This is a genomic window from Blautia sp. HCN-1074 (genome assembly GCF_037890165.1).
In the GTDB taxonomy this organism is placed as follows: domain Bacteria; phylum Bacillota; class Clostridia; order Lachnospirales; family Lachnospiraceae; genus Blautia_A.
In genome coordinates this window covers 54,150-68,353 of sequence record NZ_JBBKBP010000010.1, presented here as the reverse complement: position 1 = coordinate 68,353, position 14,204 = coordinate 54,150, and the positions used below count along the sequence as shown (strand labels likewise).

Sequence of the window (14,204 nt, the reverse complement as noted above, 5' to 3'; positions counted from 1 at the left end):
TACACTTACTGTTTCTATTCACTGCATAAACAGTAGTCTTTTGCTGATTTTTGTTTTTCTTATCTTATCAGCCTATCGTACCAACAAATTGATTTCCTGAATAATCTTGTCGGCATATTGTTTCCTGCTAAAAAGATATTACTGTATTATTCATATCAATCGCACGGATATAGTTCATCGATGTTGAAATCTTCTTCACAAGCTCTATTCCATGAATATCAAAATCTTCACTGTCATAGCTGTACTCCAGAGGATTGAAATTCACTCCGTTGTCCCTGATTCTCAGGTTGCAGGTATCATCTTCAATACAGAGATTGATATCGATCCAGTTAGAAGTTTTTCCTCCAAACTTAATGATATTTACTGTCATCTCTTCCGCACATACAGCCGCAAGATTTGCTTTCTTTGCCGATATATTATTTTCCCGGCAGAACTCTATGATCTTTTTATTGACATCCTGTGCTTCATCCATTGTACTTTTAATTGAAAAGTCAAGGTTGATTCCCGGATTTTTATCCGGAACAATATAGAATGTAGAACCTTTATGTTTTATTTTCCGGAAAACATATGCTGCGATAGCTGTCACTACCTCAGTAACGACAAAACCAACAGCGATTCCGTCTATACCGATTCCGTCTATCTGTCTCCAGATAAGAATTCCTGCCAGTGTTGCAGGCAGAACCACGATTGCATTCTGAAGAAATGTAACAAAACTTGCGATTGCCGTCTCTTCAATGGATTCATAATAGCTTACCATAAATTTATTCCAGAGATACGGCACCACACATAAGGCAAATATACGAAGTGAATCTACCATCTGTCTTCCCAGTTCACCACCGCTGCTTCCAAACAAAATCGTGATCTGTTCAGTAAATACCATCACACATATAAATACAACTGCCAGAACCATGTAGCTGTATTTCAGCATTTTTTTGCAAAGAACCCGGATACCCACATAATCTTTCTCACCAAAGAGAATACCTGCAACATTCGGAATAACACCGATAATTCCTCCGGTAAGCATCTCAACGATCAGAAGCACATTATCGCAGACTGTAAATACCGCCATTCCGTCCTCACCGATAAGATTCATGATTATTGTATTAAGTCCAAGCGCTTTTACAAAATTTGCCGCCATAAAAATCAGCATCGGTATGCCCGTAACAACTGCTTCTTTTATTATCACGAAATCTCTGGCTTTTAGAAAAAAAAGACTGAGATTTCGCTTATCTGAACGAATATAAAATATAAAGATCACCATCGCAGCCAGAAATCCGAGTACCGTTGATAAAGACGCACCTGCAATTCCCAGCGGAGTAAACCTGAGGAATATGTAATCAAGCACAAGATTTATCACATTTGCAGCTATCAGATATGCAGATGAGAGTTCCGGATGATTCTCTGCGCCAAGATAGCTTACCATCATCAATCCGATTCCAATCACCGGTGCACCAAGCATACTTACGCGAATATAATCTCTTGTATAATGCATCAGATTACCCTCGCCCGATACAAGCAGCCTTGCAATCGGTTCCGCGGTAAACAATGCACTGACTGAAAAAATGATTCCCACAAGAAGTGTCACTATAAAAGTAGCCGAAAATAATTTGGAAGCTCCTTCTTTGTCACGCTTCCCAAGCATAATCCCTGCCGCTATCGAACCTCCGATTCCAAGACAGTAACCCACAAGCTGAACAACTGTCTCAACCGGCAGACTCATCGTAACCGCCGACATCGCCTCTACTCCTATTAAGTTACTTACAAAGATCGTATCAACGATATTTCCCAGCTGAAGCGCCAGCGACATCATAATCCCCGGAATGATGTATTTGTTTAACTTCGCATTCAGCAGCCTGTTATTTCTTTTTTCCAATATTTCATCCCCCTTTTTCAAATAAGCTCTAAATTTCACAATTTTTCCTATATTAAATTATAATTTTACCATAAAAATAACCGCATTTCATTTAAAAAGAACGAAATGCAGTTATTTGGAATGAAATGATATTTTGTTGTGCGTTTTCCTGCCGCAAACAGGGCATACGATCCATTCTGTTTTTATAAGTTTATCCATTCCATACAGACAGGCCACTGGACTATGATAAACAGGTCTTTTTCCGTGGAGGTTATCTCTTTCCACAGTCTGTTTATTATCAGCTGCAGATGAATAAAGTCTGTAGGAAATTAAAAGCTCCGCATTCTAAAGACTATCTGCGAAACAAAAGAACTATCATCGGGGCGTTGGAGCAGTTTGATGACTTCGGCCGCATGCCTGATGGCAGAAGCCGACATACCTTGTTTGAGAGGGGATCCTATCATCTGCTTTGTTCCGAATTCAGAGAATTGATTGATTTTTACCGTATATATGAGAAAAAACGTGGAAAGAAGGAATCGACCATACGGGGTGAAGCACTCAATACAGCATCTTTTTTACATCAGATGCAGCAACGGGGTGCCCAGTGTCTGGATACAATAATGGAAGAGGATGTCCTGTCATTCTTTCTCGTAGAAGGTGGTTCTTTGCAAAGAAGCTGTTCTTACAAGAAAAACATTGCAGCAGTGTTCAAAGCAGGGCTTAACTGGAAAGCAGCACAATGTCGGAAGGTGCTCAGTTTCCTGCCTGTGCTAAGAGAAAACAGAAAAAATATCCAGTATCTTACGCAGGATGAGGTCAGGCTTCTACGGGAAGCAACAGAAAAAGGCGAAGTTTCTGCACGTAATCGGGCGATTCTCTTCCTGCTCCTTTTTACGGGGCTTCGGGGTTGTGACATCGCCAGGCTTACTTTCCGTTCCATTGACTGGAAAACTGAACAGATACTGGTCACACAGCAGAAAACATCCGTACCCTTAGAACTTCCGCTTTCTGCTGTTGTGGGGAATGCCATATATGATTACCTGGAATCGGAAAGGCCGGATACCGGCTGCCCCCGCCTGTTCCTGACAGAAACACATCCCTTTTCACCATTGTCTACCCAGGGAATTGCAAACATCGTAACAAAAATCTGTCGGATTGCAGGAGTGCGGCAGAATCCAGGAGACAGGAAGGGGACACACATCTTCCGGCACAACCTGGCATCCTCTATGCTGGAAAGCGGTGTACTACAGCCCGTGGTTACACAGACTCTCGGACATACAGCTCCCGATTCCCTTGAGCCTTATCTAAGGGCAGATTTTGTACATTTAAAGGAATGCGTCCTGAGTGTGGAGCAAGTTCCCCATGGCAAAGGAGGTGCTGTCCATATGAAAGAATTCCGTTCGTTCCTTTCCCCACAGATCCATAGCTTTATAAGGTACCGGCAGGCATCCCAGCGATGGAATGATTCTTCCTATGAGGAAAACCTGATGCTGTTTGACCATTACTGCCACGCGAATGATCCATGTGCTACCGCACTGACACAGGAAATGGTTGACGGCTGGTGCCGTCAGCGGAGGACGGAAACCAACAACTCCTGCAGGTCGAGGATATATGTGGTAGACAGCTTCATTCGTTTTCTGAACATGCGGGGCCTGTCCAATGTTCAGCCTCCGCAGATTCCCCGGAAAGAAAGGCGGAGATACCTCCCGCAAAAGCACTTGCTACTTTAGAAGATGAGAACGATAAGCATCACGAGAAAAAATAAAATCCCAGAAACCCTTGTAAATAAAGGACTTCTGGGATTTTGCTCATTATTCGAATTCGGGTGCGGATAGGATAATCCAGGTACTTTTCAGTACACTTTTGTGTCGTTTTGTATTCATATTCTCTGAATTTTATTTGATATTTTTCTCATGCCAAATTATTAGAGCCAAAATAGAGCCATCACACTTTCTATTTTTATTCCCCCCGCACCTTAAATATTATCTAAAAATTCAAATGTCAAAAATGCTTATCTGTGTTTCCTTTAACGACACAACCTTTCTAGTACTAATCTTATCATCTTTTTCTATATGACCACATAAAAGTGGTGACAAAGGATCATACTTTTGGAAATTAGACTCCACACTTTTCGCACTATAATTCGCATAACAATATACACATCCATTTTTACATGTATTATATGTACCTACCTCAACACTTTCTACACAGCCACATTCAATACGCTGATTTTTGTCTTTATTTATCTTTAATTTGCAACCTATAATTTTTTCAATTAATTCCTTATCAATACAGGAATTATGAATTATTCCATATTCATCCAAATCAATTTTTTCAGCACAACTTCCAATTTTGATATGATTTTCTTTTGCTATATTGCTTAATTCTTTTGCAAATTCCCGTAATTCACTATCGCTCAAATCATAACTTAACAAATCATCCATATTTTTCTTATTCTTAGGATAAATATCCAAAAAACTGATTACACATTTTTCTGTATATCCACTTAATGCCTCTGCAATACTTCTAAATGCTTTTAAATGATATTTGGCATTATACCTATTACTAAAAAAAATAGGATCATATCTCCAAACCACCTTTTCTTTACCTATTCTATTTGATAATTCTTGAAAAATAGGAATGACTGATGTTTTTTTATTTGGCAAATTTCTCTCCACATCATTTCCGTACCCCGTAAGTGTGAACTGAAAATAATAATTATACGCTTCTAGTTCGTCTAATCTCTCCATCATTGGCAACGGATTTTTAGTCCAAAACACAATACAGTCTACCACATCTGGCGATATTTTAATTTTACTTATTTGATGAAAATTCATTGGATTACGAACATATAAAAATCCCTCTTTTAATCTATTAAAAAACCATTCAGAATAATAATTCGGAATATCTGTTCTTCTACTTACACTCAAAATCATCTAATCACTTCTTTCTGCTCTTTTTTTATGAGTATCTGTGCACTAGCACAACTGTCAAATGGATTATATGCCTTTCTTATTTCATCCGGAATGTCATCAAAAATAAGACAATTCCTTTTATATTCATCCCCATATTCAAAATGTCTGTCTTTATTGTTGTTATTAAAATGCATTCTCCTAACTATCTTTGGATTACCAATTTTTGATTCCAATGCATCAAAAAATTCTCTTCCACCATTATATGCTTTGCTTAAGTTTATGTCGTTACATAAAATATAAATCGGCTTTTCACCACATGCATTTAAAAAAGTCGCCAACTTATCAATAAACTGATTTATCTCTATTGTACTCGAATTCTTATACATATCTGAAAATACATATTGAAAAATCAGTACATCGGGAACCCAGCTATGTCTAGTAATTATATCAACTAATTCTAATATATCTTTTTGATAAAAATTAATTCCATTTCCAAAATATTCTTTAATATCACTCCAAATACGCCTCCATACATTCCCTAATGGATCAATCCCTCTATATTGCAATTTTTCATAATTAAGTACACCTTTTTCTTTAAGATAATCAACTGCTGCTAACTCTGTACACGGACCACACCCAACGGACATAATCTTTAACGTTTTCTTATTTCGAATCTCAGCAAAACAAGCTAAACCATATGTGATTTCCGAGGCATATTTATATGCATATTTACAATAATAACAATCTGCCATATGAACACAATCATATTTTCGTGGTACTGGCGCATTCTGCGGATAATGCACATGTTGCAGACACTTCTGACAGTCACCTGGGCAATTATCTCCGTATGAACAGTCTTCACATTGTTCATGCTCGTTTTGAAATTCATCTCTATAAGAACATTTTTCAATTAAGTCATATAAAAGCATATCCCTCTCCCCTTTGCTTTCTGTTTCATATATTGTATCATTTTTTCTATTATAATTGAAATGATTTTCAATTATCGTTGTCTAGTTGCACAACATTATTATCAAACGAAAAGCAAGCCTTTTCAGACTTGCTTTCTATCATACTTTCCTTATTGGTAAATAATCTCTTTCTCCACAATCTCCTTCACATACGCCTGTATATTGTTCATTCTTCTAACCCCTTCTAAGACATTTTCCACCCTTCTTATCGTTCTCTATCCATAGATTTTTTCTTGACTGACCGTTTTGGCTGCTGTCTGCCTTCCTGCTGATAGCGGTGCAGCTTTTCCAGTACACTCGCTTTTTTCGGCTGTTCTAACGGTTTCTCTTTCTTCTGTTCTGTCTGATTTTTCCATGCCCTTAGTTCTTCGTTGTATTCTATAATCAATTCTTCTGCCTTGTTATAAACCTTCTGAAATGCTTGCACATTGGGATAGCCTTCCCGCTTTACTATCTGTTCCAAACTCTTGTGCAGACGCTTTTCCAAATCCTCTAACAGTTCAATTTTCCCCTCCAAAGATTTTCGCTCTTTGCCTTTAAATAGTCCTCGTAACTCTGACAGTTGCTTTTTCAAAGAAGAAATATCCTGCTGTGTGCGTTTTATCTCCATGGACTGTCTCTGCAATTCATACATGATCTTCTGCATATCTTTCCATTCCTGCAAATCAATCTTTGGTACAGGTTTCGGCGGTAGTTTAAATTTGAAAATTACTTCCTGCAAAAAATCTTTCGCACCTCGGATAATCTGCCGGAACATATCCGGCAGCCAACCGTGTGTCCTGATAGATTGCAGCGTTTTGTCTGTGATTTTTTCCTGCTTGATCTTCAAAATATCTTCTTCGGGAACCCCCTCGACTAATGCCACATCAACTGTCCGATTCCATTCCTGCCTTGCCGCATTGTCTGCCTTTATCTCCTCTGCTTTCGGATTGTTCTTTCCGATTTTCTTGGTTGCCAGATATACGCCGCCCTGTTGGAATACGGATAGTTTTTCTGATTCCTCTTTTACATATCGGTTGATCGCATCGGTAAATAGTTCCTTGACTTCTTTAGTAAAGGCTTTGTTCTTAAACCATTCATCCTTTTTCGTGAAGATATGGCTTTCATAAACTTCCCCTTTGGGGATAATACTGCATCCCGCCCGAAGATTGCCCTGCTCGTCTAAAACCTCTTTCTTTGTGCGTCTATGCTTTCCCTGCTCATCATAAAACATATTTCGGGTAGCAATCTTTACTTCGGGTTGTTCCAACATTTTCCGTTCACTGAATACCAGATGAATATGATAATTCGTCTTTGCTTTGTTGTGATGAAGGGCAGCACTGCATTCCACACCATATCTTTTATGAAAACTCTCCGTAAAAAGCCTTACCACATCATCTGCCCTGTACTGAACAAAACTTTCGGGAAGTGCTATGATGAACTCACGCCCCTCAATACATTTCCCTGCCGATCCGCTTGCCTTAAAATCCAACTGATTTTCTCTTGCAAGATTTTTCCAAAATTCAAGTGTTGCCCCTTCTGTCTGATAGGTAGCATAAAGATATTCCTGTCTTTTCGGATTGGAAATATAATCAATACGCCCTGCCACATCGGACAGCTTACTTTGTCTGATAAATGAATGTCTGCCTATAAGCATCCTCCTTTCTCGGCTTACGCCGGCTTTGCTGTGAGTAGGTGCATAGGCACCTGTTTACGAACTTATCCGCCTGTCGGCGGCTTGCCCCCTGCAAGGGCGAAATACGCAGAGCATAAACAAAGTTTGTGCGATGGGTGTATTTCGCTCTCAAACGCCGAGGGCTTGTTTTTGTTTAAAACTATCCGATTACTTCTCCGACTCACGCTTATATTTATGGGCGTTTCCGCCCTTTTAATCTGCCCGTATCCGTGCTGCTTTTTCTATAACTGACAGCAAATGATCTACGGTACTTTCTTCCCATCCGGCAAGCCATATCAGAGTTTTTTCTTCTGCTTTTGTCAGTTCCACGTCTGCCAGTACCTTGTTCATTTTTTGTATCTGTTTACCCTCCATCTCATAAAATAAATCATTCACATTTCTACTTTCTCTTTCCGGCTGCTTTAACATCCGCAATACTCCTTTCCTGCCTTATCTGTTATTTACAGGTGCGTGGCACGCTCCTGTTTCTATCATCAAGGAAGAATTACCAACGGAATTTCTCCGGCACTCCTCGTCTGTCCAGATATTCTTTTCTCGCATGTTCTCGTTCTTCCTCTGTGGGTGCTGTTTTGTATTTTGAATATAAATCTCTCATTACCAAAGCATCCAATTTCGCTTCTAATCCTTGTTTTATACTTGGTAAATTTTCTTCCATATCCAGCAAATGAAATTTTACAAGTTCCATAAATAACTGCTCCGGTATCTGTATTTGTTTCATACGCTCTCCTTTCCAACTCCGCAACAATGCAATGTCTTTAGTTTTTGCAACCTTACATTTACGTCTCTGCAATTTCTATACACTCTGCATTGTTGCGTTCTTATCTACGGTTTCACGATTTCATCAAGTTTCCAATACCATGATTCTCCAATCCGTTTTCCTTTAATACCCAACTCTTTTTTCGCATTTTCCAATGTTCGTTTTGAAATTCCTTTTTCTTCGGCAAGGTTAACAATATCCTCACTTTTTACCACGCTGTTTGTTTCTGCCAGTTTATAAATGAGTTGTTTTGCCCGCTCCTTTTTATTTGCTTTCGGGGTGATTCCTCCCAACAATTCGTCTGCCGTAATTTCATAATCACCCAGCCAATGAAAGCCTTCTTCCGTCAGTTCAAATGCCTTTGAATGTCCGAATGCGGCAAGGTTATTCTTTATCTGCACAACTGCTCTTGTATTTTCCTGTCCCTCTATTCTGCCGACTAAAAGAACGCTTCTTGCTACTGCAAAAAAGTCAATCGAACCCATTCCTCGATATGCCGCCTTGTTTCCGGCAGCCTTATTCATATGACCAATTAGGATAATCGCGCACTTATACTTCTCTGCTAAAAGTCCTAATTTCTTAGTCATATCTCTTGCTTCATTTGCCCGGTTCATATCCATTCCGCCACCCAGATAGGCTTGTATCGGGTCTAAAATAAGTAATCGTGCATTGGTTTGAACAATCGCCTGTTCCAAACGTTCATCTATCATAGAAAGAGATTTTTCGCTTTCGTCAATAACCATAATTTTCTCACAATCAGCATCTGCCGCTTCAAGTCTTGGCTTAACTGTATCTGCTAATCCATCCTCGGCAGTCTGATAAATAATATTCATAGGCTCTGATACCTGCATATCTTCATCAAGTCCGATACCCTTTGATAATTTGGCTGCAAGATTCAATACAAGTGTTGTTTTTCCATCTCCTGGATCGCCTTGAATAATTGTCAATTTCCCATAAGGGATAAACGGATACCACAACCATTCAATTTCCTGCGATTGAATATCTGCCATATTGATAATTTTTAATTCAATTTTCTGTTCTTCCATAAAGTCCTCCATTCAAAAATTCTGTTGTTTCTGCGGAGAACCTCTGTTATACTGATTTTGTAAATATCTTGATAACAAAGGTTATCCGATTTTTCGTAAGTCCTAACAGTTGCCGCTGTCAGGACTTTTTTCAGTTCCCTGCCAAAGATACTTTGCTCCGTCTAACATCCATATAATGGCTTTCAGCATATCCAGACAGTCATTTTTCATCTGCTCCAATCCTTCGTCTGATAACAGGATTTCCTGCTCTTCAAATTGCTTTAGGATTTCCGCAATGTTGTACTGCATAAGTTGTAATTCCTCAACCAGTTGATATATCACTTCTTTTTTCCCGACTACGCACACTTTGTTATAAATGCAGGAACGTACAAAATAATCTTTTTTCTGCATACCGCTCGCTTTGATTTTTGCTTCTATTTCGTCCCTCTCTCTTGGAGAAATACGAAAACTGATTGTTGGGTATTTGTGTACTCCGCTCATAGCTACTCCTCTCCATTGGCAATTTCCAACTTCTCTGCCAATTCTGCTTGTTTATTGGGATACAAATGTGAGTATGTGTTCAAGGTAGTCTCAATCTTCTCATGCCCCAACCGTTCTGCAATCGCCAATGGCTGAAATCCCATTTCAACCAACAATGACGCATGAGAATGTCTTAAATCATGCAGACGGATACGTCTAACACCTGTTTCTTTTATCCCCCGAACCATTTCATGTTCCATGAATGATTTTGTAAATCGAAACATTCTTTCATTTGCCGTTATTCCATACAACATACTGCAATATTCTTTTAATTCTTCCGCTAAAAATGGCGGAATAGATATTTGACGATTGCTTTTCGGAGTCTTCGGCGGCGTGATCATATCCTTACCGTTCAAACGCTGATATGACTTGTTAATCGTGATACAACGTTTTTCTAAGTCTATATCTTCATAAGTTAAAGCAAGCAATTCTCCAATTCTCATACCAGTCCAATATAAGAGCAGGAATGCCATTCTTGCTTCAGGCTTACTATCCATAGATGGCAAGAACTCTTTGAACTCCTGTTTTGTCCAAAAATCCATTTCATCAGCCTTGCTCTTTCCGATACTTCCTGCTTTTCTGCAAGGATTATCACGCAGATCATAATAGCGTACAGCATAATTAAAAAGCGCTGCCAACTGATTGTTAATACTTTTCAGATAAGTCGGAGCATATCCCTTTTTAATCAACTCATTCTGCCATGCTCTGATATCTGAAGTTTGAATTTCACACATTTTCTTATGTTTGAAATACGGAGTTACTTTCAAGTCAAACACATATCGCTTATTAATAATCGTGCTTTCCCGTAAACGGTTCTCCATATCCGCAAAATAAATTTCTACAAAATTCTCAAAACTGATATCCAGATTCTTCTGCTGTTGCTGAAGAAAGTTTCTTTCCCATTCATCTGCTTCTCCTTTTGTCTTAAAACCTCGTTTGTTCTTTTTGCGGCGTACTCCCTGCCAGTCTTTATAATAAAACTGACTGCGCCATAATTTTCCGTCTCTTGTTGCCGGCATATCTTCATCCCCTCTTTCTTCTAAACAACCATTCCATAATATTTTTCCTGAAAATACTTTCTTGGCACTTTCCCTGAAATCACTCGAAATCCCTTTGCTTTCAACTCATCATTCAGTCCTCGAATAACTTTATATGCATACCCTCTAGATACTCCGAGTAATTCAGCAACTTCATCTGCGGTAATATACATTTTCATCGTATTCTCCATATTCATTTCTCCTTTCCTCTTTAATCTTGGTACACTTTTGTGTTCCTTGTAATTCGTATTATATAGTACACATTTGTGTTCGTCAAGTATTTTTCATAAATTTTTATACACAAATGTGTCCCAATGTGCTAAACTATCTCTATACCCACAAAGCACAAAAAGGAGAAACACTATGACTGTCGGAGAAAAAATCAAATATTATCGGAATATACGTGGAATATCACAAGAAATGTTGGGAAATCTTTCCGGCATAAATCCGGCTACTATCAAAAAGTATGAGTATGGTATTCGCAATCCAAAGCCGGATCAATTACTGAAAATCACAAACGCTCTTGGCATCAGCATTAATCTATTCATGGATTTTGATATAGAAACTGTATCTGATGTACTTTCTTTACTGTTTAAATTAGATGAGCAAGTAGATATGAAATTTGAAGCAGAAAGAGATGAAAATGGAGAGTTTATCCCTTCTACTGTGAAATTTTCTTTTCAGAACGCTGCTATCAACAATAAACTTTGCACCTATCTTAAAGCAAAGCAAATAAAAGAAAATCTGGAAAACTCCAAGAATAAATTGAGTGCCGAAGATAATTATGCAGAAACTATCACTGAGATTGAGCAGAACATGGAAGATATAAAAAATCATCTAGTAGATGATAATATGGTTGTCAAAAAAGGAACCAACAGAATTACTGTAAAAGTATTTCCACAATAGATATAACCTCTCATTCTACTATGTAAAAGACCTTTGACTATTGAATTTACTCTATGTAAAAGCATTTTGATAGAATCATTTACTAACATTTAATACGATATGTCTAGGTCGAGAGAAAAAACACGTAAAAAGGAGGACGCGCATTGGAACTGTATAAACAGATAAAAAGATATCGAACAGATATGAATTTATCTCAGGAAGAACTTGCAGAAAAAATATATGTCACAAGACAAACTATTTCTAATTGGGAAAATGATAAAAGTTATCCAGATATTCATAGCCTGCTACTGTTAAGTTCAACATTTCACATCTCTCTTGATCAACTAATCAAAGGAGATATTACTACTATGAAAGAAGAAATTAGCAAAGAAGCTATACAGAAATTTAATCGTGATGGAGCTATTTTTACAGTACTTTTAATATTAACTGTCATTGCAGCTGTGCCATTGGCAGTATTTTTAGGATATTGTGGATATATCGTTTGGGGAATTCTTTTCTTAATTATGATATATTACGCTTTAAGAGTAGAAAAGTTCAAAAAAGAAAATGATATTATGACGTACAAAGAAATTGTGGCATTCACCGAAGGAAAGCAATTAGATGAAATTGAAAAAGCACAAGAAAAAGGAAAACGTCCTTATCAGCAACTGCTTTCAGCTTTACTAAGTGCCACAATCGGATTTATTATATCTATGTTTTTTGTTTGGTTGCTCAAATCCTATATTTTTTAATCCGTCGACGTTTTTACCTATCAAAATTTCTTAAATAGAGCCAAAATAGAGCCAACAGACATAACAAAACCTCGGAAACCCTTGTAAAATGGGCATCCGAGGTTTTTTGTCCGTTATTCGAATTCAATCGTACCCGGCGGCTTGCTGGTCAGGTCATAGAATACGCGGTTAACGCCCTTAACTTCGTTAATAATGCGGTTCATAACCTTGTTCAGTACTGCATACGGAATCTCAGCAGACTCGGCTGTCATGAAGTCGATGGTCTTCACTGCGCGGAGCGCTACAGCGTAATCATAAGTTCTGAAGTCACCCATAACGCCTACACTTCGCATATTTGTCAGTGCTGCGAAGTACTGGTTCGGCATCCATGAAGGATCTTCACCATGTTCTTTCTTATACTCAGCTGCAGCATTGTCTACCTCTTCACGATAAATGAAGTCTGCATCCTGTACAATACGAACCTTCTCTGCGGTAACTTCACCGATAATACGAATTCCAAGTCCCGGTCCCGGGAATGGCTGACGGAATACCAGTCTCTTCGGAATTCCAAGCTCCAGACCTGCTTTACGAACCTCATCCTTGAAAAGGTCGCGGAGCGGTTCAATAATTTCCTTGAAATCAACGAAATCCGGAAGTCCGCCTACATTATGGTGAGATTTGATCACTGCGGACTCTCCGCCCAGACCACTCTCTACAACGTCCGGATAAATAGTTCCCTGTGCCAGGAAATCTACTGCCCCAATCTTCTTGGCCTCTTCTTCAAAAATACGGATAAATTCTTCACCGATGATTTTACGTTTTGCTTCAGGCTCTGTAACACCTGCCAGCTTGTCATAGTATCTCTGCTGTGCATTGACGCGGATAAAGTTCAGGTCAAACTGACCGTTTGGTCCGAATACACCCTCAACCTCATCTCCCTCATCCTTACGAAGAAGACCATGGTCTACAAATACACAGGTAAGCTGCTTTCCGATCGCTCTGGAAAGAAGTCCTGCTGCAACGGAAGAATCAACACCGCCTGACAGGGCAAGAAGAACCTTTCCATCTCCGACCTTCTCGCGGATTTCTCTGATAGTGTGCTCAACAAAGGCATCCATTTTCCAGTCTCCGGCACATCCGCAGACACCAAGAACGAAGTTGGAAAGCATCTTCTTTCCTTCTACTGTATGAAGTACTTCCGGATGAAACTGGATCGCATACAGCTTCTTCTCCTCATTCTGTGCAGTTGCTACCGGACAGTCTGCTGTGTGAGCAGCGATCTCAAATCCTGGTGCAACCTGGGAAATGTAATCTGTGTGGCTCATCCAGCAGATTGTTTTGTCAGATACATCTTTGAAGATTTTAGAATCTGTCTTATCTACCAGAACCTCTGTCTTTCCATATTCGCTCACATCTGCTTTCTCAACTTTTCCGCCCAGAACATGCATCATAAGCTGTGCACCATAGCAGAGTCCCAGAACAGGAATACCAAGCTCAAATAATTCCTTATTGCATGTAGGTGAATCTGCCTCATAGCAGCTGTTCGGACCACCGGTAAGGATAATTCCCTTAGGATTCATTGCCTTGATTTTCTCAAGATCGGTCTTGTATGAATAGATTTCGCAGTATACGTTACATTCTCTCACACGTCTGGCAACCAGCTGATTATACTGACCGCCGAAATCCAGTACGACGACTGTTTCTCTTTTCATGTTTTCCTCCTTGTTTCTCATTATTTGTAACTGTAAAGATATTGAACCGTTACCATTGAATTTTATTATAAATTACAGTTCGAATTTTTACAATGCTTATTTTCAGT

General features: G+C 38.9%; 14 protein-coding genes. 3 read left to right on the top strand and 11 right to left on the bottom strand.

Features of this window, described 5'->3' with window-relative positions; genetic code table 11:
- Positions 1 to 127: 127 nt before the first annotated feature.
- Positions 128 to 1,873, bottom strand: coding sequence for an MATE family efflux transporter (locus WKT11_RS10400; RefSeq protein ID WP_118516503.1), 1,746 nt, complete (start codon positions 1,871 to 1,873; stop codon positions 128 to 130).
- A 392-nt stretch (positions 1,874 to 2,265) separates the two neighbouring features.
- On the opposite strand from WKT11_RS10400, the gene WKT11_RS10395 reads away from it, so the two are divergent.
- Positions 2,266 to 3,582: a tyrosine-type recombinase/integrase gene (locus WKT11_RS10395; protein ID WP_445291940.1), complete on the top strand. Its 1,317-nt coding sequence runs from the start codon at positions 2,266 to 2,268 to the stop codon at positions 3,580 to 3,582.
- A 264-nt stretch (positions 3,583 to 3,846) separates the two neighbouring features.
- Here WKT11_RS10395 and WKT11_RS10390 read toward each other — a convergent pair whose 3' ends face one another.
- The 9 genes from WKT11_RS10390 to WKT11_RS10350 all read right to left on the bottom strand — a co-directional run bounded on the left by WKT11_RS10390 (position 3,847) and on the right by WKT11_RS10350 (position 10,966).
- Positions 3,847 to 4,788 (bottom strand): DUF1848 domain-containing protein, encoded by a 942-nt coding sequence (locus WKT11_RS10390; RefSeq protein WP_118050095.1) that lies wholly within the window; start codon positions 4,786 to 4,788, stop codon positions 3,847 to 3,849.
- Positions 4,785 to 5,696 carry a hypothetical protein gene (locus WKT11_RS10385; RefSeq protein WP_118050093.1) on the bottom strand — a complete coding sequence of 304 codons (912 nt, stop codon included), beginning with the start codon at positions 5,694 to 5,696 and terminating at the stop codon, positions 4,785 to 4,787. Before WKT11_RS10385 ends, WKT11_RS10390 begins: the two co-directional genes overlap by 4 nt.
- 244 nt (positions 5,697 to 5,940) lie before the next feature.
- On the bottom strand, positions 5,941 to 7,371 hold the full coding sequence (locus WKT11_RS10380) for a MobA/MobL family protein (RefSeq protein WP_118050092.1): 1,431 nt from the start codon (positions 7,369 to 7,371) through the stop codon (positions 5,941 to 5,943).
- Between the two features lie 231 nt (positions 7,372 to 7,602).
- Positions 7,603 to 7,785: a DNA ligase gene (locus WKT11_RS10375; protein ID WP_340284169.1), complete on the bottom strand. Its 183-nt coding sequence runs from the start codon at positions 7,783 to 7,785 to the stop codon at positions 7,603 to 7,605.
- A 109-nt stretch (positions 7,786 to 7,894) separates the two neighbouring features.
- Positions 7,895 to 8,128 carry a complexin-2 gene (locus tag WKT11_RS10370; RefSeq protein ID WP_118050088.1) on the bottom strand — a complete coding sequence of 78 codons (234 nt, stop codon included), beginning with the start codon at positions 8,126 to 8,128 and terminating at the stop codon, positions 7,895 to 7,897.
- Between the two features lie 104 nt (positions 8,129 to 8,232).
- Complete coding sequence (locus WKT11_RS10365) at positions 8,233 to 9,213, bottom strand: AAA family ATPase (protein ID WP_118050086.1); 981 nt, start codon at positions 9,211 to 9,213, stop codon at positions 8,233 to 8,235.
- A gap of 102 nt (positions 9,214 to 9,315) precedes the next feature.
- Complete coding sequence (locus WKT11_RS10360) at positions 9,316 to 9,693, bottom strand: plasmid mobilization protein (protein ID WP_004611807.1); 378 nt, start codon at positions 9,691 to 9,693, stop codon at positions 9,316 to 9,318.
- 2 nt (positions 9,694 to 9,695) lie between these two features.
- Positions 9,696 to 10,751 carry a site-specific integrase gene (locus tag WKT11_RS10355; protein ID WP_055066092.1) on the bottom strand — a complete coding sequence of 352 codons (1,056 nt, stop codon included), beginning with the start codon at positions 10,749 to 10,751 and terminating at the stop codon, positions 9,696 to 9,698.
- Between the two features lie 20 nt (positions 10,752 to 10,771).
- Positions 10,772 to 10,966 (bottom strand): ICEBs1 excisionase, encoded by a 195-nt coding sequence (locus WKT11_RS10350; protein ID WP_081017244.1) that lies wholly within the window; start codon positions 10,964 to 10,966, stop codon positions 10,772 to 10,774.
- Between the two features lie 166 nt (positions 10,967 to 11,132).
- Here WKT11_RS10350 and WKT11_RS10345 point away from each other — a divergent pair, with 166 nt between their 5' ends.
- Complete coding sequence (locus WKT11_RS10345; RefSeq protein WP_055066090.1) at positions 11,133 to 11,675, top strand: helix-turn-helix domain-containing protein; 543 nt, start codon at positions 11,133 to 11,135, stop codon at positions 11,673 to 11,675.
- A gap of 143 nt (positions 11,676 to 11,818) precedes the next feature.
- Positions 11,819 to 12,406: a helix-turn-helix domain-containing protein gene (locus tag WKT11_RS10340; RefSeq protein ID WP_117639246.1), complete on the top strand. Its 588-nt coding sequence runs from the start codon at positions 11,819 to 11,821 to the stop codon at positions 12,404 to 12,406.
- Between the two features lie 113 nt (positions 12,407 to 12,519).
- On the opposite strand, the gene guaA is transcribed toward WKT11_RS10340, so the two are convergent.
- Positions 12,520 to 14,097, bottom strand: coding sequence for a glutamine-hydrolyzing GMP synthase (guaA, locus tag WKT11_RS10335; RefSeq protein ID WP_340284159.1), 1,578 nt, complete (start codon positions 14,095 to 14,097; stop codon positions 12,520 to 12,522).
- Between the last annotated feature and the right edge of the window lie 107 nt (positions 14,098 to 14,204).